This is a genomic window from Mesorhizobium sp. M1E.F.Ca.ET.041.01.1.1 (genome assembly GCF_003997355.1).
In the GTDB taxonomy this organism is placed as follows: Bacteria; Pseudomonadota; Alphaproteobacteria; order Rhizobiales; family Rhizobiaceae; genus Mesorhizobium.
Genome location: NZ_RZSL01000048.1, coordinates 1 through 20,704, shown reverse-complemented (window position 1 = coordinate 20,704; position 20,704 = coordinate 1). Strand labels below are relative to the sequence as shown.

Here is a 20,704-nt window from a genome sequence, read left to right as displayed (position 1 = left end):
GTTCGACCATGAGGAGGCCGAACATCACCTTGTCATCCGCAACGGCGAACTCGCCGGCTACCAGCGCATGCTGCCGACGACGCGGGCGCATCTTCTGACCGACGTCCTGTCGGATCTCTATGAAGGGACGCCCCCGTCGGGGCCAAATGTCTGGGAGCTTACCCGCTATGCCGTGGCGCCGGGCTTTCGCGACGGGAAGCGCGGGGTTTCGACGGTCGGCACCGAGCTGATCGCCGGCTTCGTCGAATGGGGCCTCAAGCGCGGCGTCAACCAGGTCATCATCGAATTCGAACCGATGTGGGTGCTGCGGGCGCTGCAGCTGCACTTCCTGGCGACGCCGCTCGGCTACCAGCGCACCTATGGCAACCAGCAGGTCGTGGCGACGCTGCTCACCTTCACCGAGCACACGCTGAATGTGGTGCGCCAGCGCCGCAATCACTTCCTGCCGGTGCTGAACAGGGGCTATCCCGGCCAGCTCGGATTGCGGCAGGCTTCGTGAGGGAGGTGGTCATGAGCTTCCATCCCGAACCGGAACTGCGCGGCCACACGCTGGTCGTCACGGTATCCTCGCATGACGGCCGGCCGGTGCTGGACAGGCATGCCTATGCGAGCCTCGCCCGGACCTTCCACGAAGCCGCCGTCAATGACGACGTCCGCGTGGTCGTGCTGCGCGGCCTCGCCGGCTGCTTCTGCCTTGGCGGCGACTTCTCGGAGTTCCTCGACGCCACCAAGCACAAGCAGCTCATCGCCGCCGTCACCGACATGTTCCGCATGCTGGCGACGTTCCCCAAGCCCGTCCTTGCCTGCGTGGACGGGGATGCCGTCGGTGTCGGCTGCACCATCCTGTTCCACTGCGACATGGTGATTGCTTCGAGGGGCAGCACCTTCAGGGTGCCCTTCGTCGATTTCGGCCTTGTGCCGGATGCCGCGACCAGCATCCTGGCGCCTCAGAAGCTCGGCTATGCCGGCGCCTTCCGGTTCTTCTGCCTGGGCGACACGCTGGGCGTCGAGGACGCCAAGGCGCTTGGCCTTGTCGGCGAGATCGTGGAAGGCAGCGCGGAGGAGATGGCCCTGGCGCGGGCAAGGCAGCTCGCCAAGAAGCCGGTTGCCGCGCTGCTGCAGACGCGCGGTCTGCTCAAGGGCGATACGGACGTTCTGTGCGACCGCATCGACCATGAGATATCGCTGTTCCAGCAGGCGCTCCAGGACGACGCAACACTGAAGCGGCTGCAGCGGATCGCCCGCCTGGCCGCCTGAGCACTCTCGTAAAAAGCTCAGCGCCGCGCACCCCAAAGATGCGCGGCGCTGTAACGTTTGGACGCTGGGCGGCGGGTGCCGGCAAGGCTATTTCTCCAGGAACGACGGCCCTTCGCCGATGATCTTCTTGTCCTGCTTGCCGATGGCATCGAGATCGCGCCCGTCATAAGGCAGCGACAACAGGATCCGCTGGATGACGGCAAGCCGCGCGCGGCGCTTGTCGTTGGCGCGCACGACGATCCAGGGCGCGAACTCCTTGTGGGTGCGCTCGACCATCCGGTCGCGCGCCTCGGTGTAGTCGTCCCATTTGTTGATGCCGGCGATGTCGATCGGCGAGAACTTCCAGTTCCTCAATGGCGACCAGCGGCGGTCATGGAACCGTTCGAGCTGCGTCTCGCGGCCGATGTTCAGCCAGAATTTGAAGAAGTGGATGCCCTCGTTGCAGATCATGCGCTCGAAATGCGGCGTCTCGTCGAGGAATTTCTCGCACTGCTGCGGCGTGCAGAACCCCATGACCGGCTCGACGCCGGCGCGGTTGTACCAGGAACGGTCGAAGGTGACGAACTCGCCGGAGGTCGGGAAATGGTCGACATAGCGCTGGTAATACCACTGCCCAAGCTCCGTCGGCGTCGGCTTGGTCAGCGCCACGTTGCGCGCCGTGCGCGGGTTCATGTACTGCCGCAGCACGAAGATCGTGCCGCCCTTGCCGGCCGCGTCGCGTCCCTCGAACAGCGCCATCACCCGCTTGCCCGCAGCCTGCAGCCAGGCCTGCGCCTTGACCAGCTCGATCTGCAGGCACTCGAGCTCCTTGTCGTAGTCCTCGCTGTTCATCTTCTTGTCGTAAGGATAGCCGCCGGCGGTGAGCTTGTTGGCCTCGATCCAGTCCGGAAGCACCGGGTTGTCGATGTCGAACTCGCGGTCCTTGCCGCCGATCTTGATCTTGATCGGTCCTGAGGCAGGCGCCGTTTCGGCTTGTTCCTTGACTTTTTTCATCGAGACGAACCCTTTCCGGCTTGCGGACTCATGCTATGGAGCCTCTGCGACGCCGCGTGTCCGTCCGGACGCAATGACGCCGTAGCATGTTGATTTTGCGCATGAACCATTGCGAAAATCGATCCCGATTTTCAGGGCCATGCGCAAGGCTGGTCAAAGGCGATATCCGCTGGCCGGCTAACCGGGGGTAGCGCATGGTCGATACGGGCGCAGAGCGAAAAGGCGCGATGGAAGCCATCGTCGCCCGGCTGCGCCGCCGCCGCTGGTTGCTGGCCGCGGCCGTCGTCGCGATCTTCGCCGTCCATGCTTTCGGCGGCATCTCGGTCTATGTGCCGCTGCTGGCCGTGATCTTACTGGTCGCAGCCGCAATGCTGCCCGCCGATGCCGAACGACAGTCCGCCGACGTCGCGGCGGCGATCGAGGCCGGCGGCCTGCAGCGGCTCTCCGGCGAATATCTTGCGGCGGCCGTGGCCGATCCGCTGATCATCTTCGACCACGCCGCCACCATCGTTCACGCCAATGCGGCTGCCTTCGCCGCCTTCGGCGGGCTGGCGCCCGGCATGTCGCTGTCGCTCAAATTCCGCGCGCCGGAAATGCAGGCCTTGCTTGACGGCATCGTCTCGGGAACCGTTGCGTCCGACGTCGTCGACTACACCGAAAAGCTCCCCGTGGAGCGGACATACCGGGTGAGCGCGTCCTCGGTCGGCCATGCCACCGACCTCTATGTGCTGGTGTTCAAGGATCAGAGCGAAGCGCGCCGCATCGACCGCATGCGCGCCGATTTCATCGCCAATGCCAGCCATGAGCTGCGCACGCCGCTCGCCTCGATTGCCGGCTTCATCGAGACATTGCGCGGCCCGGCGCGCAATGATCCGGCGGCGCGCGACCAGTTCCTGCAGATCATGCAGAACCAGACGGGCCGCATGGCGCGCCTGATCGACGATCTGCTGTCGCTGTCGCGGCTGGAGATGAAACCCTATCTGAAGCCGGGAACCGAGGTCGACCTTCGCCAGACTATCGACAGCGTCATCGATTCGCTCGGACCCCTGGCCAGCGAGAACGGTCTCGTCATCGAAAGGGACTTCATCGATGGCCCGATTTCCGTGCCCGGCGACCGCGACGAGCTGTTCCAGGTTTTCGAGAATCTCCTGGAGAATGCCTGCAAATACGGCCAGTCGGGCGGACACGTTACAGTCTCCATCGCCGGCAGCGAGGACGGCCCGGACGCAGGCATCGACGTCACCATAAGAGACTATGGCCCCGGCATTGCCGAGGAACATATTCCCCGCATCACGGAGCGCTTCTACCGCGTCGATGTGGAAAACAGCCGGACCCAGAAAGGCACCGGCCTTGGCCTTTCGATCGTCAAGCATATATTGACCCGTCACAATGCAAGGCTGTCGATCAAGTCGGAACTCGGCAAGGGCGCGGCGTTCACGGTTCATTTGCCGGCTCATTGATCCTATATTGGTTGGCAACCGGCAATTTCTTCTTTCTGTCATCCGGTTCGCGTATCAGCGACAGATTGGGGGAACGCACCAGCCGGCAGAAACCGGGAAGGCATATCCATGCAATCCGTCCACATTGTCAGTGCCTATGACGAAGAGCTGAAATTCCTGTCGAAGCGCATCGCCGCCATGGGCGGGCATGCCGAGCGCATGGTCGAGCAGGCGGTCGCCGCAATGGTCAACGCCGACCAGGGTCTCGCCCAGAAGGTCATCCAGGATGATATCGTCCTCGACGAGGGACAGCGCGAGATCGACGACAAGGCGATCGTGATCATCGCCAGGCGGCAGCCGATGGCGACGGATCTGCGTGAGATCGTCGGCGCGATCCGCATCTCGGCCGACATCGAGCGCGTCGGCGACCTCGGCAAGAACGTCGCCAAGCGCGTGGCGGCGGTCGACGGCCGCCAGCCGAACAGCCTGTTCCGCGGCCTCGAGGCACTGGCCAATCTGGCCCTGACGCAGCTCAAGGAAGTGCTCGACGTCTACGCGTCACGCTCGGTCGAGAAGATCGGCTTCGTGCGCGACCGCGATGACCAGATCGACGCCATGTACACCTCGCTGTTTCGCGAGCTCTTGACCTACATGATGGAAGATCCGCGCAACATCACACCCTGCACGCATCTGTTGTTCTGCGCCAAGAACATCGAGCGGATCGGTGACCACGCCACCAACATCGCCGAAACCATCTATTACATCGTCACCGGCGACCAGATGCCGGCCGATCGGCCGAAGGGCGACAAGACCGACCAGGTGGTGTCCCCGGGCTCGGTACCGGCTAAGTGAACAGGCGGGCCCTCGAACGGCTTGCTGATTTAGGCTAAGCTCCTCCAGGTGCGGCGATTTTGTCAGTCGCTGTCTCGGGAGGTTTGCGATGGAGCAAGTTCGAAACCTGACCCCGGTCCCGCAGCCGACATCCGGCATCATTGCCTCGAGCGTCTATTCCGCCGGCAAACGCATCGCCGACATCACGGTCGAAGAGGCCGGCGAATGGGCGGCAAGGCCCGGCCATGTCGTCTGGATCGGCCTGCTCGAGCCCGACCGCAATCTGTTGCTCAGGGTGCAGGCGCAGTTTCATCTGCATGATCTGGCAATCGAGGATGCCGAGCATCCGCATCAACGGCCGAAGATCGAGCAATATGGCGACGCCTTGTTCATCGTCGCCCGCACGGCCCAACTGATCGAGGGCCGCGTCACCTTCGGCGAGACGCATCTCTTCGTCGGCACCGGCTACATCGTCAGCGTCAGGCATGGTCCCTCGACCTCCTACGCCGCAGTGCGTCAGCACTGGGAAAGCTGCCCGTCTTCGCTCGCCAAGGGCGAGGATTTCGTCCTCTATGCCATTCTCGACTTCATCGTCGACAATTACATGCCGGTTCTCGAGCAGATCGAGGACGAGGTCGAGCAGATCGAGGACAAGGTGCTGCTGAAGCCGATGACTGGCACAGACATCGAGCGCCTCTACATGCTGCGCCGCGATCTGCTCAGGCTGCGCAACGCGGCGCTGCCGCTGGTCGAGGTCTGCCGGCGGCTGACCAGCGCCGAGCTGCCGCAGATCCATCCCGCCATGCATCCGCTGTTCCGCGACGTGACCGACCACATCCGCACCGTACAGGAAAAGATCGACAGCCTGCGCGAGGTCCTGGCCTTCGCCTTCGAAGCGAGCCTTCTGGTCGGACAGAGCCAGGAAACGGCGATCTCCAAGAAGCTCGCCTCATGGGCAGCCATTCTGGCTGTGCCGACGGCCTTCGCCGGCATCTACGGCATGAACTTCACCGACATGCCTGAACTGAGGATGGAATACGGCTACCCGACCGTGCTGGTGGCGATCACGCTGATCTGCTCGTTCCTGTACTGGCGCTTCAGGAAGAATGGGTGGCTGTGAAAAAGCGAATAGCGAATAGGGAGTAGCCAATAGCGACAAAAGAAGCTTGCGCCGGGCTCCAATACCGACACTGTTCTATTCGCTATTCGCTATTCGCTATTCGCTATTCGCTATTCGCTATTCGCTATTCGCTATTCGCTATTCGCTCAGCGGCTTCTGCGCCTTTCCGCCGCCGGCTGGAACGCGATGCGGGCGTGATATTTGCAGTACGGCCCGGTCTCGGCGGCGTCGTAGCCGCAGAAGCTGAAGTCTTCCGACAGCGGATCGCCATTCGGCCACTTGCAGGTGCGCTCGGTCAGCTCGACGAGCTGCAGGTTGCGCGAGATCGGCACCACCACATTCTCGACCGGACGGATATAGTGGCGCGCCACCGGCTCCGCGTCGAACTGCACCTGCAGCGCGGTCGCGCCGATCGAGGCCGTCACATGACGTGCAGCACTTGCCGCGCGAGCCACCGATTTCTGCATCGAGGCTCCCTGCGACGCTTTCTTCTGCCGCGCCGGCGCTGCGGTCGCGCGGCCGCGGCCCGAGAGTTTCAGGCGATGCACCTTGCCGATGACGGCATTGCGGCTCACCCCGCCGAGCTGTGCGGCGATCTGGCTGGCGCTGAGACCCTCCGACCACAATTTCCTGAGAAGTTCGACCCGCTCGTCAGTCCAGTTCATGAGACCGCGCTCCTGCTGAGGCGTACGGCAGTCAGAATCCTTTCCCGACCCGACTCCCGCCGGGCAAACAACACCACATGTACCGGGTGATTAGATCCGCCGCACGAAATCTAGTTATTTCTCAACTACAAATACCTTATGCGCTGACTCGGTGACAAGAGTCCCCAGGGCAACACGATTCGGTTTTTTCGGTTTTCCCCAACTTGCCTGACCGCTCATGAGCCGGCGTGCCGTCGGAGGCTTGCCGCGCGCTTCTGCGCGACGTTTTCGTTGACTTCATGGCCGAAAAACATGATAAGCCGCAAAGGCCGCCGCTTTGGCGGCTTTTTTGATTTCCGGTTCCGGAGACGCATATAATGAGCGGTTCGGCGCTTTACGAGACCTTTGCTCGCGCACCCCTGGCTTTCGACCGCGGGGAGGGGACCTGGCTGGTCACCGAAAAGGGCGAGCGATATCTCGATTTCGCTGGCGGCATCGCCGTGAACTCGCTGGGCCACAGCCATCCGCATCTGGTCGCGGCGCTCACCGAGCAGGCGGCCAAGCTGTGGCACGTCTCGAACCTCTATGAGATTCCGGAGCAGCGCCGGCTGGGCGAACGGCTGGTCGAGGCGACCTTTGCCGACAAGGTGTTCTTCACCAATTCCGGCGCCGAGGCGCTGGAATGTGCGATCAAGACGGCGCGGCGCTACCAGTTCGTCAAGGGCCACTCCGAGCGCTTCCGCATCATCACCTTCGAGGGCGCCTTCCACGGCCGCACCCTGGCGACGATCGCCGCCGGCGGCCAGTACAAATATCTCGAAGGCTTCGGGCCGAAGGTCGAGGGCTTCGACCAGGTGGCGTTCGACGACATCGACGCCGCCGAAAAGGCGATCACGCCGGAGACCGCGGCGATCCTGATCGAGCCTGTGCAGGGCGAGGGCGGCATCCGCCCGGTGCCGACGCAGTCGCTGAAGCGTCTGCGCCAGCTCTGCGATCAGCACGGCCTGCTTCTGATCTTCGACGAGGTCCAGTGCGGCATCGGCCGCACCGGCAAGCTGTTCGCGCATGAATGGGCCGGCGTGACGCCTGACCTGATGGCGATCGCCAAGGGCATCGGCGGCGGCTTCCCGATGGGCGCCTGCCTCGCCACCGACGAGGCCGCAACCGGCATGACGGCTGGCGTGCACGGCACCACTTTCGGCGGCAATCCGCTGGCGATGGCGGTCGGCAACGCCGTGCTCGACGTCGTGCTGGCCGACGGCTTCCTCGAGGATGTTCAGCGCAAGGCGCTGCTTCTGAAGCAGGGCCTCGCGTCGGTCGCCGACGAATTTCCCGATGTCATTGAAGGCATCAGGGGGACCGGCCTGATGCTTGGGTTGAGATGCGCCATGCCCAACACCAAGGTCAACATGGCGCTGCGCGACCAGCACTTGCTTGCCGTGCCGGCCGGCGACAACGTCATCCGCCTCTTGCCGCCGCTCACCGTCAGCGACGCGGAGATCGGCGAGGCACTGAAGCGCATCCGTGCCGCTGCCAAGGGCTTGACCGACGCGATTGCGGCCGAAGCCGCGAAGTAATCCTGGAATTTGCCGATGAACGTTCGCCACTTCACCGACCTGTCCGCCGTTTCCGCGGGCGACCTGCGCTTGATGCTGGACGATGCGGTGGCGCGAAAGACCAGGCTCAAGGCCGGCGAGCGGACGAAACCGCTCGAGGGCAAAGTGCTGGCGATGATCTTCGACAAGCCGTCGACGCGCACGCGCGTGTCCTTCGATGTCGGCATGCGCCAGCTCGGTGGCGAGACCATCATGCTGACCGGCACCGAGATGCAACTCGGCCGTTCCGAAACCATCGCCGACACCGCCAAGGTGCTGTCGCGCTATGTCGACGCCATCATGATCCGCACCACCTCGCACGACCGGTTGCTGGAGCTCACCCAGAACGCGACCGTTCCGGTCATCAACGGGCTGACCGACGACACCCATCCCTGCCAGCTTATGGCCGACATCATGACCTTCGAGGAGCATCGCGGTCCGGTGGCCGGCAAGACTTTCGCCTGGACCGGCGACGGCAACAACGTGCTGCACTCGCTGCTGGAAGCCTCGGCGCGGTTCCGCTTCAATCTCAACGTCGCGGTGCCGGAGGGCAGCGAGCCGTTCGAGAAATATGTCGACTGGTCGAAGGCCAATGGCGGCAAGGTCAGGTTCGCGCGCTCGGCCGAAGAGGCGGTCGACCAGGCGGATTGCGTCGTCACCGACAGCTGGGTGTCGATGGGCCAGGAGCATCGCGCCCGCGGCCACAACGTCTTCCTGCCCTATCAGGTCAATGCCGCGCTTATGGCCAGAGCGAAGTCCGACGCGCTCTTCATGCATTGCCTGCCGGCGCATCGCGGCGAGGAGGTCACCGACGAGGTGATCGACGGACCGCATTCGGTGGTGTTCGACGAGGCCGAGAACCGGCTGCACGCCCAGAAGGCGGTGCTGGCCTGGTGCCTGGGCGCTTGACCGGGGCTGGCTTGATCCGGGCCAACTTGATCTGGGGATACGTGATGCCTATTTGGGGGCCATCACGCAAATCGAACGCGCTTGGACGCATGCGGCCCGTGGGGCGGCATGGCCGCGCCCTGGAGCTTTGTCATGTTGGAAACCCGTCCATTGGCTGAACATCAACCCAGACTCGGTGAATTCGGCTATGCCGGCGACGACCATGTCGTCCCCTACGAGGTCGCGCCGCTGGACGTGCGCGGCCGCACCGTGCAGCTCGGGCCGATGCTCGACGCGATTTTGAGCCGCCACGACTATCCCGAGCCGGTCGCGCGTCTCTTGGCCGAAGCTTGCGTGCTGACCGTGCTGCTCGGCACCTCGCTGAAGTTCGAGGGCAAGTTCATCCTGCAGACCCGCACCGACGGGCCGGTCGACATGCTGGTGGCGGACTTCACCACGCCGGATGCGCTGCGCGCCTATGCGCGTTTCGACGCAGACCGGCTGCAGGCGCTGGCCGCCTCAGGCGAGATCTCGCAGGAGAAACTGCTCGGCAATGGCGTGTTGGCGCTGACCATCGATCAGGGCGCGCACACGCAGCGCTATCAGGGCATCGTCCAGCTCGACGGCACATCGCTCGAAGACGCCGCGCGCACCTATTTCCGCCGGTCGGAGCAGATCCCGACCGATCTGAGGATGTCGGTGGCCAAGCTGGTGACGCCGGGCCCCGGCGGCGCGCGCGAGCAATGGCGCGCCGGCGGCATCCTGGCGCAGTTCCTGCCGCAGTCCCCGGAGCGCATGCGCGTGCCCGACATTTCGGGCGGCGACGGCGATCCGCGCGACGTGGCGCACGAGCCGGCCGACAATTCCTGGCAGGAATTGCTGGCGCTGCTCGGCACCATCGAGCCGACGGAGCTGATCGACCCTACGGTGGGCGCCGAACGGCTGCTCTACCGGCTGTTCCACGAGCACGGCGTGCGCGTCTTCCGCAGCGTTCCTGTCGCCGACCAGTGCTCCTGCTCGCGCGACAAGATCCGCGGCATCCTCGAAGGCTTTTCGGCCGAGGAGATAGAGCAAAGCACCGAGGATGGCGGCATCCACGTCGCCTGCGAGTTCTGCTCGACGCAGTACGACTTCGATCCGGCGGATTTCGCGGCCGAGTGAATGCCCTTCCTTCTCCCCGTCACTATACGGGGAGAAGGTGCCGGCAGGCGGATGAGGGGCGGCGCCTGCATTGGCCATACCAGCGCCCCTCGCTCTGTTCGAAAGAAAATCTCAAAAGCTTGGCGCTGCCCCTCATTGCCCTGCCGGGCATTTCTCCCCGTATAGTGACGGGGAGAAAGACGCCGTCGCGGAGGATTTCGCCAATCGCTCGACTGCCCTAGTTCACCGTACGCCTTGTCCCAGGCATGTCGAGGGAGAAGGCGGGGATGGCGACGTCGAACGTCTCGCCGCGCCCGTTGCGCATCGTGTAGTGGCCGACCATGATGCCGGATGGCGTCGAGAGCGGGCATCCCGACGTGTACTGATAGCTGTCGCCGGGGTTGAGCTCCGGCTGATCGCCGACGACGCCCGCGCCGCGCACTTCCTCGACGCGGCCGCGCCCGTCGGTGATGTGCCAGTAGCGCGACAGAAGCTGCACGAACTCGTTCGACCGGTTGTCGATCGTTACCTGATAGCCCCACACATAGCGGTTCTCGGCCGGATCGGAACGATCCTCCAGATAGAACGGCCTGACCTGCACTTCGATGTTGCGCGTCACGGCGCGATACATGGGCCACTCCGGTTGCCGCGGCAGGAAATAATTTGTCGCTCTCCGCGGTTTTAGCAACGAAGCGCCGTCTAACCTGCCGACCTTCCGACGCACGTGCAGATAAACAATGTCATTTAAGTGACACATGACAATGTTGGTGTGCGCAAACCGTGCGAGCGACTCGGGCGCGCGCTGTCGACTGATGAAACGGCCGCGGGCGGCCTGTCCGGAGTGACAAGATCTCCATGGAACTGAGTTTCGCAGCCGCCTTTGCCTCGTCAGCCCTTCTTTTCTCCAATCTCGCCAGCATCCTGCTCGCCTCGTCGCGGCTGAAGGCGCCTCGCGTCATCCCTACGCCCGCCGGCAAGCAGCCGCCGGTCTCCATCGTCGTGCCGTCACGCGGCGTCGAGCCGTTCACCGAGGAGACGCTCGAGCGCGCCTTTTCGCTCGACTGGCCGCGCTATGAGCTGATCTTCTGCGTCGCCAACGTCGAAGACCCCGTGGTCAAGCTGATCAATGTCGCCATAGGGCGTCATCCCAAAGTCCCGGCGCGGCTGTTCGTCGGCGATGACAGGATCAGCGCCAACCCCAAGCTCAACAACTGCGTCAAGGGCTGGCAGGCGGCCCGGCACGATTGGGTGGTCCTTGCCGATTCCAACGTGCTGATGCCCAAGGACTATGTCCAGCATCTGATGGCGGCCTGGCGGCCGGATACCGGCCTCGTCTGCTCGACGCCGGTCGGCTCGCGGCCGGACGGCTTCTGGGCCGAAGTCGAATGCGCCTTCCTCAACACGCTGCAGGCGCGCTGGCAGTACGCCGGCGAAGCGCTTGGCCTTGGCTTCGCGCAGGGCAAGAGCATGCTGTGGAACAAGCCGATGCTCGACGCAAATGGCGGTATCCAGGCTTTGGCCGCCGAGATCGCCGAGGACGCGGCCGCGACCAAGCTGGTCAACGGCCTGGGACTGCGCGTCAATCTCGTCGCCTCGCCCTTCGAGCAGCCGCTCGGCCAGCGCCGGCTTGCCGAAATCTGGTCGCGCCAGGCACGCTGGGCGCGGCTGCGCCGCGTCACCTTCCCGCTGTTCTTCGCGCCCGAGGTCCTGACCGGCGTGGTTGTGCCGCTGATTTTCGCGCTGGTCGCGGCGGCAAGCGCCGGTGTCAGCCTCCCCACCGCGGCGCTTTGCGTGCTGGCGATCGCCTATGTGCCGGAATGCCTGCTCGCCTGGTCCAAGGGCTGGTACCTGTCGCCGCGCAGCGTCACTGCGATGATCGTGCGCGACTTGATGCTTCCCGCCATCTGGGCGCGCGGCTGGCTGGGCGGCGCGGTCGAGTGGCGCGGCAACGCCATGACCATCCGCACCAAGGCGATGACCGAGTTGGAGGAGATCGCCTGAGCCGCGCCCAGGCGATCTCGTTATCAGCCTGCAATCCGCTACTTTGCCGCTTTCAGCGCCTGTTCGACGTCGGCCAGCAGATCGTCCGTATCCTCGAGGCCAACCGACAGCCTGAGCGTGCCAGGCCCGATGCCGAGTTCGGCGCGCGCCTCGTCGCTCAGGTTCTTGTGCGTCGTCGTCGCCGGATGGGTGATGAGGCTCTTGGCGTCGCCGAGATTATTGGAGATCAGCACGATGTCGAGCGCGTTCTGGAACGCGAAGGCCGCCTGCTTGCCGCCCTTGACGTCGAGACAGATCAGCGTCGAGCCGCCCGACATCTGCTTTTTGACGATATCGGCCTGCGGATGGTCGGCCCGTCCCGGATAGATGACGCGGGCGATCTCCGGCCGGCCGGCCAGGAAATCGGCGATCTTGCCGGCGCTCTCGGTCTGCTGGCGCACACGCAGCGGCAGCGTCTCCAGGCCCTTGAGCAGCGTCCAGGCGTTGAAGGGCGACAGGCTCGGGCCGGTGTGGCGGAAATAGTCGTGCAGGTTCTCGTCGATCCACTTCTTGTCCGACAGGATGACGCCGCCCAGACAACGGCCCTGTCCGTCGATATGCTTGGTCGCCGAGTAGACGACGATGTGAGCGCCGAGCTGCAAGGGCTTCTGCTGCAGCGGCGTGGCAAAGACATTGTCGACGACCAGCCGCGCGCCGATCGAATTGGCTAAAGCGGCGACCGCGGCTATGTCGACCACCTCCAGCGTCGGGTTGGTCGGGCTTTCCAGGAAGAACAGCTTGGTGTTCGGCCTGACCGCCTTTTCCCAATTGGCGATGTCGGTGCCGTCGACCAGCGTCGCTTCGATGCCGTATCTGGGCGCCAGCGTCTCGACCACCCAGCGGCAGGAGCCGAACAGCGCGCGGGCCGCCACGATGTGGTCGCCGGCCTTGACGCTGCACAGCAGCGCCGCGCTGACCGCCGCCATGCCGGAGGCGGTGGCGCGGGCGTCTTCCGCGCCTTCCAGCGCGCACATGCGCTTCTCGAACATGTCGACCGTCGGGTTGGCGTAGCGCGAATAGATGAAGCCGGGCTCCTCGCCCTTGAAACGGGCTTCGGCCGCCTGGGCCGTTTCATAGACATAGCCCTGGGTGAGATACATCGCCTCGGCGGTCTCGCCGAAGCCGGAACGCAGCGTCCCGCCATGCACGAGTGCCGTCTGAGGTTTCCAATCGCGCGTTTTGCTCATCGCCCTAATTCCACTCGCAAAGAACAGTCCAAACACAAAAAAACCGGCCGCGATGTCGCAACCGGTCCATACGGCCTTGCGGCCAACGGTCCTTTAGCGACTTGTTTAACGTGGCTGCAAGCCGACCGGCCAAATCACCACGGGATAACGACCCTTTAGACCCGCGCCGCGCTTGCGTCAATTGCCGGCTTGATTAAGAGGTTTGTACCAGGCAGATACCGCAGACCGTTTGCGGTTTTGCGGCAAGAGCCTGCAAAAGAACCACGCACTTGCCCGGCCTTCGATCGGAGCCAGACCTTGCGGCAGACAGGCATTCTTCCGGACCAGGACATCGCGGCGCTGTTCCAATCGGGTGCGCTGAAGTCGCCGCGCGCGCTCGACACCAACCAGATCCAGCCTGCCAGCCTCGATCTCAGGCTGGGCGACACGGCCTTCCGCGTGCGCGCCTCCTTCCTGCCCGGCCCCGATCATCTGGTGGCCGACAAGCTCGACCGGCTGAAGCTGCATGAGTTCAGCCTCGCAGAGGGCGCGGTGCTGGAAACAGGCTGCGTCTACATCGTGCCGCTGCTCGAAAGCCTGGCGCTGCCGGCGCAAGTGTCGGCTTCGGCCAACCCGAAGAGCTCGACCGGACGGCTGGACATTTTCACGCGCGTCATGACCGACCGCGGCCATGAGTTCGACAAGATCGCCGCCGGTTACCATGGCCCGCTCTATCTCGAGGTCAGCCCGCGCACTTTCCCGATCGTCGTGCGCGCCGGCTCGCGCCTGTCGCAGATCCGCTTCCGCATCGGCAACGCGGTGCTGTCGGAGAAAGAACTGCGCGAGCTTCACCGGGCCGAGATGCTGGTCGCCACCGATCCGCCCAACATTTCCGGCGGCGGCATCGCGCTTTCCATCGACCTCGACGGCGACAAGGACGGTCTGGTCGGCTATCGCGGCAAGCATCACACCGGCCTCGTCGATGTCGACAAGCGCGCCGCGCAGGACGTCGTCGATTTCTGGGAGCCGATCTACAAGAGCGGCGCCGGCGAGCTGGTCCTCGATCCGGACGAGTTCTACATCCTGGTCAGCCGAGAAGCGGTGCATGTGCCGCCGCTCTATGCCGCCGAGATGACGCCTTTCGATCCGCTGGTCGGCGAGTTCCGCGTCCACTATGCCGGCTTCTTCGACCCGGGCTTCGGCCATTCCGCCGCCGGCGGCAGCGGCAGCCGCGCGGTGCTCGAAGTGCGCAGCCACGAGGTGCCGTTCATCCTCGATCACGGCCAGATCGTCGGGCGCCTGGTCTACGAGCACATGCTGAAGCGGCCGCGGGCGCTCTACGGCAGCGATCTCGGCTCCAATTATCAGGCGCAAGGCCTGAAGCTCTCCAAGCATTTCCGCGCGGCGCGCTGATCCGCGCTGCAATCAGACTGTGCTTGCTCAGCCTCGCGCGCCATGCTTGGCTGCGCTTCACCGGCTCCAGAACTGACTGAGGGAGAACGAAAATGCAGATATCCAGATGGATCGTATCGGCTGCGGCGGCCGCCGTGCTGGCGCTTGGCGCCGGTTCCGCGATCGCGGCGGAAAAGATCAAGATCGGCACCGAAGGCGCCTATCCGCCGTTCAACACCATCACGCCGGACGGCAAGGTCGAGGGCTTCGACATCGACATCGCCAACGCGCTCTGCGCGCAGATGAAGGTCGAATGCGAGATCGTCACCCAGGACTGGGACGGCATCATTCCGGCGCTGCAGGCCAAGAAGTTCGACGCCATCATCGCCTCGATGAGCATCACCGAGGAGCGCAAGAAGCAGGTCGCCTTCACCCACAAATACTACACGACGCCGCTGGCGCTTGTGGCCCCGAAGGACAGCCCTCTCACCTCCACCGATCCGGCCGCATTGGCCGGCAAGACGGTCGGCGCCCAGGCCTCGACCACCCAGGCCGACTATGCCCAGGACGCCTATGGCAAGGCCGGCGCTGAGGCCAAGCTCTACCCGACCCAGGAGGAGGCGATCACCGATCTCCAGAATGGCCGCCTCGACGCCGTCATCTCGGACAAGTTCGTGCTAGTCGACTGGCTGAAGAAGGCGAGCGACGGCTGCTGCAAGCTGGTCGGCGACGTCAAGGGCACCGAGACCGAGGCCGGCATCGCCGTGCGCCTGGAGGACACGGCACTTCGCGACAGGCTGAACGCGGCGATCGACGCCATCGTCGCCGACGGCACCTACAAGAAGATCCAGGCCAAGTATTTCGACTTCGATATTTATTGAGGTTGAAGCTGCCGCGCGCCTTACCTTCTCCCCCCTGTGGAAGGTGGCCTCGCGAAGCGAGGTCGGATGAGGGGTGTTCCAGGGAACGCCAACGCTTCGCTTCGCTGGAACACCCCTCATCCGTCTCGGCGCTTACGCGCCAATCCACCTTCTCCCACAAGGGGAGAAGGGAAAGCCGCCCCTCACAACGCCTTCACCGACACCTTCACCGGCTTTTCGATCTCGAGCGGGTTGCGCAGCGGCAGGCCGAAATCCTTGGCCTCGATCTCGAACACGTCGCCGGCCTCTGTCCTGATGCCGTCGGCGAAGGACAGCGTCGCGGTGCCGAACATGTGCACATGCACGTCGCCGGGCTGGCGGAAGGCCGAGTACTTGAAATGATGGTGCTCGAGATTGGCGATGGTGTGCGACATGTTCGCCTCGCCCGACAGGAACGGCTTTTCCCAAAGCAGCTTGCCGCCGCGCCAGATGCGCGATGCGCCCCGGATGTCGGCCGGCAGGTCGCCGATCAGGATTTCCGGTCCGAACGAGGCATTGCGCAGCTTGGAATGGGCGAGGAACAGATAGTTCACCCGCTCGGTCACGTGGTCGGAAAACTCGTTCGACAGCGTGAAGCCGACGCGGAACGGCGCGCCGTCGTCGCCGATGACATAGATGCCGGCGATCTCAGGCTCCTCGCCGGCGTCTTGCGCGAAGGCGGGCGACATCAGCGCGGCACCGGGCGCAATCGCCATGGTGCCGTTGCCCTTGTAGAACCATTCCGGCTGCACGCCGATCTCGCCCTTTGGCGGCTTGCCGCCTTCCAGCCCCATGCGGAACATCTTCATGGAATCGGTAAGCTGCTCTTCGCCGTCGCTGAGCTTCTTGTGCATGGAATCGCGCGTCGCGGCGGAACCGAGATGCGTCAGTCCGGTCCCGGTAAGGTGGAGATGCGCGGGATCGGGATGGTTGATCGGCGATACCAGGCGTCCCTTCTTGTAGGCGGCGTCGAGGTCGACCGTCTCGCCGTAGCCCTTGCGCTCGATCAGCGCTACGAGGCCGGTGCCGGTGCGCGCCGCCTCCATCGCCAGCGAATAGACGCTGCGCGCGCCGTTGATGACCCGGGTCTTGCCGCCGCTGCGGGCAACGACGCGGATCGTCTCGGCGTCGTCGAGGATCTGGGAAATCAGCATGATGAGCCCTCTCTCTTTTGTCTTGGCCCGGCTGCCGATGGGCAAACCCTGACCGGCGCGGCCCGGAACCGATCCGTGCCACGGTTGAAACTCTTCGTCCGGATTGCGCTCGCGAGTGTGGTCCTTCAGAGGACTTCTGACGCCGACGGGTTGCCGGCAGCTCCGCGATCTAGAACCCGTATGCCTCCTAAATCCTCGCTCCCGGCCTTAAGCCTTGTTCTTGTTGTAGACGTCGAAGATGACGGCGCCGAGCAGCACCAGGCCCTTGACCACCTGCTGCCAGTCGACATTGACGCCCATGATCGACATGCCGTTGTTCATCACGCCCATGATGAAGCCGCCGACCACGGCGCCGATCACCTGCCCGACGCCGCCCATCGCCGAGGCGCCGCCGATGAAGACGGCCGCGATCACGTCGAGCTCGCTGCCGAGGCCGGCGGCCGGCACGGCCTGGCCGAGGCGCGCCGCGATGATCAGGCCGCCGAGCGCCGACAGCACGCCCATGTTGATGAAGACCAGCAGCGTCAGCCTTTCGGTGTTGATGCCCGAAAGTTGTGCCGCCTTGGCATTGCCGCCCATCGCATAGATGCGGCGGCCGATGGTCATGCGCTTGGTGACGAAGACGAACAGCGAGATGAGCACGCCCATCACCAGCAGCACCACCGGCAGGCCCCTGTAGCTGGCGAACTGGACGACCAGGAACAGCGCCAATGCGCTGCCGACCAGCGTCTTGATGACGAACAGCGGGAAGGGCTCGGCCTCGTAGCCATGACGCTCACGCTTGCGGCGGGCCCTCAGCCCGAAATAGGCATAGGCCAGAACGGCGATGAGGCCGAGCACGATCGTCGTCATGTGCAGCGTAAGCCCGCTGCCGACGATGGTCTTGCCGGCGGCATTCACCGTCGGCGGGATCAGCGTCAGCGGCCCGATCACGTCCGGAATGAAGCCTGAGCTCAGCGCTTTGAAGCTGTCCGGAAGCGGTCCGACCGACGAGCCGCCGCCCAGCAGCGCCTGGCAGATGCCGCGGAAGATCAGCATGCCCGCCAGCGTCACGATGAAGCTCGGTATCCGGTGATAGGCGATCCAAGAGCCTTGCGCCGCGCCTATGAGGGCGCCCACGATCAGGCACACGATCGAGACCACGAGCGGGTTGCTGAATATTCCGAGCGGCCAGATGACCATCATCATCGCCGCCAGCGCGCCGATGAAGCCCGCCACCGACCCGACGCTGAGGTCGATATGGCCGGAAACGATGACCAAAAGCATCCCCAGCGCCATCACGATGATGAACGAGTTCTGCTGCACCAGGTTGCTGAGGTTGACCGGTTTGAACAGCGTTCCCGAGGTCGTGTACTGGAAGAACAGCATGATGACGATCAGCGCGATGATCAGGCCGTATTCGCGCAGGTTCGTCGTCAGCGCCGAGACGGCGACGCGCGGACCCTGCTTGACGTCTTCGGCAGCGCCGGTCTGCGGTGCGGGAGCGCTTTCTGTGCTCATGATGCTTTTTTTCCTTCTCCGCGAACGATGGCGCGCATGATTTTTTCCTGGCTGGCGTCGCTCGCCGCCATTTCGCCGACGATACGCCCTTCGTTCATGACATAGATGCGGTCTGTGATGCCGAGCAATTCCGGCATTTCCGACGAGATGACGATGATCGCCTTGCCCTCGGCGGCGAGGCGGGCGATGATCGTATAGATTTCGTACTTGGCGCCGACGTCGATGCCGCGCGTCGGCTCGTCGAGGATCAGCAGCTCCGGGTCGGCGAACAGCCATTTCGACAGCACCACCTTCTGCTGGTTGCCGCCCGAGAGATTGCCGGTCAGTTGGTAGACGCTGGAGGCGCGGATGTTGGTCTTCTTGCGATAGTCGTTGGCCACGCTCATTTCGCGCATGTCGTCGATGACGCCGCGGCTCGAAACGCCGCCAAGGTTGGCGAGCGTCACATTGTGCTTGATATGATCGATGAGGTTGAGGCCGTAGGTTTTGCGGTCCTCGGTGACATAGGCGATGCCATTTGCCACCGCCTTGCTCACCGTCGAAAGATCGACGGGCTTGCCTCGGTGCAGGACCTCGCCGGTGATATGCCGGCCGTAGGAGCGCCCGAACAGGCTCATCGCGAATTCGGTTCGGCCGGCGCCCATCAATCCGGCGATGCCGACCACCTCGCCCTTGCGCACATTGAGGTTGACGTTCTTGATCACCTGCCGCTCGGCATGGATCGGGTGGAAGACCGACCAGTCCTTGACCTCGAAGACCACCTCACCGATGTTCGGCTCGCGCGGCGGGTAGCGGTCGTCGAGCGACCGACCGACCATCGAGGTGATGATGCGGTCTTCGCTGATGTCGTTCCTGGGCAGGGTCTCGATGGTGCGCCCGTCGCGGATCACCGTGACCTTGTCGGCGACGCGGTTCACCTCGTTGAGCTTGTGGGAGATCAGGATCGAGGTCATGCCCTGCCGCTTGAACTCGAGCAGGAGGTCGAGCAGCGCCTGGCTGTCCTTCTCGCTGAGCGAGGCGGTCGGCTCGTCGAGGATCAGGAGCTTCACTTCCTTGCTCAGCGCCTTGGCGATCTCGACCAGCTGCTGCTTGCCGACGCCGATATTGGTGATCAGCGTCTTGGGATCTTCCTTGAGGCCCACCTTTTTGAGCAGGGCGCCGGTTCGCTTCTCGTTGGCGTTCCAGTCGATGACGCCGTAGGTGGCGTGTTCGTTGCCGAGGAAGATGTTTTCCGCGATCGACAGCATCGGCACCAGGGCAAGCTCCTGGTGGATGATGACGATGCCGATATGCTCGCTGTCATGGATGCCCTTGAAGTGGCATTCCTGGCCGCGGAAAATGATTTCGCCCTCATAGGTTCCGGACGGATAGACGCCCGACAGCACCTTCATCAGCGTTGATTTGCCGGCGCCGTTCTCGCCGACGATGGCGTGGATTTCTCCTTCTTCGACGCTGAGGGTGACGTTCGACAGCGCCTTCACGCCGGGGAACGTCTTGGTGATGTCGCGCATCTCCAAAATCGTCGAGGCCATCAGGAATTCCACTCCCTGGCGCATGCCTTCCCTTTGGAAAGCATCATGCGCGAAATCAACATACTGCAGCCTTGTCCGCGCCGCGACGGCGCATGGCACTGCAGAAGCCGGCAAAAACAATACCGGGGTCGCTTCTGAACGAAAAGGGGCCCTGCGTCGCGCAGGACCCCTCGTTTTCCAAGCCGGATTACTTCAGCTCGTCGGCCTTGATGTAGCCGGAGTCGACGACCTGCGCCTGGTAGTTCGACTTGTCGACGTCATGCGGCGTCAACAGGATCGAGGGAACGACCTTGACGTCGTTGTTGTAGGTCTTGTCGTCGAGGCCGTCGGGCTTGCCGCCGGAGAGCACCTTGTCGACCAGCTGCACGGTGGCCTTGGCCAGCTCGCGGGTGTCCTTGAACACCGTCGAATACTGCTCGCCCGAGATGATCAGCTTGACCGAGGCGGTCTCTGCGTCCTGGCCGGTCACGATCGGCCAGGGCTGTGCGTCCGTGCCGTAACCGACGGCGCGCAGCGAGGCCGTGATGCCGCGCGACAGGCCGTCATAGGGCGACAGAACGCCATCGACGCGGCTGCCGTCCGAGTAGTTGGCCGAGAGCAGGTTGTCCATGCGGGCCTGCGCGGTGGCGGCGAGCCAGCGCAGCGTGCCGACCTTGTCCATGCCCATCTGGCCGGACTTGATCTTGATCGAGCCGTCGTCGATCAGCGGCTGCAGGACGGACATCGCGCCGTTGTAGAAGAAGAAGGCGTTGTTGTCGTCGGGCGAGCCGCCGAACAGTTCGACGTTCCATGGCTTGGCGTTCGGGAAGCGCTCCTTGAGGCCCTTGACCAGGGAATTCGCCTGGATCACGCCGACGCCGAAATTGTCGAAGGTGGTGTAGTAGTCGACGTTCGGGGTCTTCTTGATCAGGCGGTCATAGGCGACGGTAACCACGCCGGCATCGTTGGCCTTCTGCAGCGCATCGGCCATGGTGGTGCCGTCGATCGAGGCGATGATCAGCGCCTTCGGGCCCTTGGTGATTTCATTTTCCAGCTGGCTGAGCTGGTTCGGAATGTCGTCCTGCGCATATTGCAGGTCGACCGTGTAGCCGAGCGCTTCGAGCTGGGACTTGAC

Annotated in this window: 19 protein-coding genes and 1 riboswitch; of the genes, 11 read left to right on the top strand and 8 right to left on the bottom strand. The window is 64.0% G+C overall.

Features of this window, described 5'->3' with window-relative positions; genetic code table 11:
- Positions 1-499: acyl-homoserine-lactone synthase (locus EOA38_RS06925; protein ID WP_127298814.1), on the top strand; the 499-nt coding region annotated here is incomplete at its 5' end.
- Between the two features lie 11 nt (positions 500-510).
- Entirely contained in the window at positions 511-1,257 is a 747-nt protein-coding gene (locus EOA38_RS06920) for an enoyl-CoA hydratase-related protein (RefSeq protein ID WP_126090290.1), read from the top strand.
- 87 nt (positions 1,258-1,344) lie between these two features.
- On the opposite strand, the gene ppk2 is transcribed toward EOA38_RS06920, so the two are convergent.
- Positions 1,345-2,250, bottom strand: coding sequence for a polyphosphate kinase 2 (gene ppk2 / locus EOA38_RS06915; RefSeq protein ID WP_127298813.1), 906 nt, complete (start codon positions 2,248-2,250; stop codon positions 1,345-1,347).
- A gap of 194 nt (positions 2,251-2,444) precedes the next feature.
- Here ppk2 and EOA38_RS06910 point away from each other — a divergent pair, with 194 nt between their 5' ends.
- The 3 genes from EOA38_RS06910 (at position 2,445) to EOA38_RS06900 (ending at position 5,640) form a co-directional block, all read left to right on the top strand.
- Positions 2,445-3,710 (top strand): ATP-binding protein, encoded by a 1,266-nt coding sequence (locus EOA38_RS06910; protein WP_127298812.1) that lies wholly within the window; start codon positions 2,445-2,447, stop codon positions 3,708-3,710.
- Positions 3,711-3,818: 108 nt separating this feature from the next.
- On the top strand, positions 3,819-4,541 hold the full coding sequence (gene phoU / locus EOA38_RS06905) for a phosphate signaling complex protein PhoU (protein WP_126090287.1): 723 nt from the start codon (positions 3,819-3,821) through the stop codon (positions 4,539-4,541).
- A gap of 88 nt (positions 4,542-4,629) precedes the next feature.
- Entirely contained in the window at positions 4,630-5,640 is a 1,011-nt protein-coding gene (locus EOA38_RS06900) for a magnesium and cobalt transport protein CorA (protein ID WP_127298811.1), read from the top strand.
- A 146-nt stretch (positions 5,641-5,786) separates the two neighbouring features.
- On the opposite strand, the gene EOA38_RS06895 is transcribed toward EOA38_RS06900, so the two are convergent.
- Positions 5,787-6,305: a GcrA family cell cycle regulator gene (locus EOA38_RS06895; RefSeq protein WP_127298810.1), complete on the bottom strand. Its 519-nt coding sequence runs from the start codon at positions 6,303-6,305 to the stop codon at positions 5,787-5,789.
- Between the two features lie 356 nt (positions 6,306-6,661).
- On the opposite strand from EOA38_RS06895, the gene EOA38_RS06890 reads away from it, so the two are divergent.
- The 3 genes from EOA38_RS06890 to EOA38_RS06880 all read left to right on the top strand — a co-directional run bounded on the left by EOA38_RS06890 (position 6,662) and on the right by EOA38_RS06880 (position 9,928).
- Positions 6,662-7,861 (top strand): aspartate aminotransferase family protein, encoded by a 1,200-nt coding sequence (locus EOA38_RS06890; RefSeq protein WP_127298809.1) that lies wholly within the window; start codon positions 6,662-6,664, stop codon positions 7,859-7,861.
- Positions 7,862-7,876: 15 nt separating this feature from the next.
- Positions 7,877-8,788 carry an ornithine carbamoyltransferase gene (argF, locus tag EOA38_RS06885; RefSeq protein WP_126090283.1) on the top strand — a complete coding sequence of 304 codons (912 nt, stop codon included), beginning with the start codon at positions 7,877-7,879 and terminating at the stop codon, positions 8,786-8,788.
- A 108-nt stretch (positions 8,789-8,896) separates the two neighbouring features.
- A complete protein-coding gene (locus tag EOA38_RS06880) occupies positions 8,897-9,928 on the top strand; it encodes an Hsp33 family molecular chaperone (RefSeq protein ID WP_127298808.1) in 1,032 nt (343 codons plus the stop codon).
- 217 nt (positions 9,929-10,145) lie between these two features.
- Here the strand turns inward: EOA38_RS06880 and apaG are convergent, their stop codons facing one another.
- Positions 10,146-10,538, bottom strand: coding sequence for a Co2+/Mg2+ efflux protein ApaG (gene apaG / locus EOA38_RS06875; RefSeq protein ID WP_126090281.1), 393 nt, complete (start codon positions 10,536-10,538; stop codon positions 10,146-10,148).
- Positions 10,539-10,762: 224 nt separating this feature from the next.
- Between apaG and EOA38_RS06870 the strand changes: the two genes are divergently transcribed.
- Positions 10,763-11,908 (top strand): ceramide glucosyltransferase, encoded by a 1,146-nt coding sequence (locus EOA38_RS06870; protein WP_127298807.1) that lies wholly within the window; start codon positions 10,763-10,765, stop codon positions 11,906-11,908.
- 38 nt (positions 11,909-11,946) lie between these two features.
- Here EOA38_RS06870 and EOA38_RS06865 read toward each other — a convergent pair whose 3' ends face one another.
- Positions 11,947-13,134, bottom strand: a complete 1,188-nt coding sequence (locus EOA38_RS06865; protein WP_126090279.1) for an O-succinylhomoserine sulfhydrylase — start codon at positions 13,132-13,134, stop codon at positions 11,947-11,949.
- A gap of 73 nt (positions 13,135-13,207) precedes the next feature.
- Positions 13,208-13,285, bottom strand: a riboswitch (SAM riboswitch).
- A gap of 146 nt (positions 13,286-13,431) precedes the next feature.
- Here EOA38_RS06865 and EOA38_RS06860 point away from each other — a divergent pair.
- Both EOA38_RS06860 and EOA38_RS06855 read left to right on the top strand, forming a co-directional pair.
- On the top strand, positions 13,432-14,526 hold the full coding sequence (locus EOA38_RS06860; RefSeq protein WP_127298806.1) for a 2'-deoxycytidine 5'-triphosphate deaminase: 1,095 nt from the start codon (positions 13,432-13,434) through the stop codon (positions 14,524-14,526).
- A 92-nt stretch (positions 14,527-14,618) separates the two neighbouring features.
- Positions 14,619-15,386: an ABC transporter substrate-binding protein gene (locus EOA38_RS06855; protein WP_126090277.1), complete on the top strand. Its 768-nt coding sequence runs from the start codon at positions 14,619-14,621 to the stop codon at positions 15,384-15,386.
- A gap of 182 nt (positions 15,387-15,568) precedes the next feature.
- On the opposite strand, the gene araD1 is transcribed toward EOA38_RS06855, so the two are convergent.
- The 4 genes from araD1 to chvE form a co-directional block, all read right to left on the bottom strand.
- Positions 15,569-16,558 carry an AraD1 family protein gene (gene araD1, locus EOA38_RS06850; RefSeq protein WP_127298805.1) on the bottom strand — a complete coding sequence of 330 codons (990 nt, stop codon included), beginning with the start codon at positions 16,556-16,558 and terminating at the stop codon, positions 15,569-15,571.
- A 207-nt stretch (positions 16,559-16,765) separates the two neighbouring features.
- Positions 16,766-18,058, bottom strand: a complete 1,293-nt coding sequence (gene mmsB / locus EOA38_RS06845) for a multiple monosaccharide ABC transporter permease (RefSeq protein WP_127298804.1) — start codon at positions 18,056-18,058, stop codon at positions 16,766-16,768.
- Positions 18,055-19,590, bottom strand: a complete 1,536-nt coding sequence (mmsA, locus tag EOA38_RS06840; RefSeq protein WP_126090273.1) for a multiple monosaccharide ABC transporter ATP-binding protein — start codon at positions 19,588-19,590, stop codon at positions 18,055-18,057. Before mmsA ends, mmsB begins: the two co-directional genes overlap by 4 nt.
- Before the next feature lie 187 nt (positions 19,591-19,777).
- The coding region (gene chvE / locus EOA38_RS06835; RefSeq protein ID WP_145965930.1) for a multiple monosaccharide ABC transporter substrate-binding protein at positions 19,778-20,704 on the bottom strand (927 nt) is incomplete at its 5' end.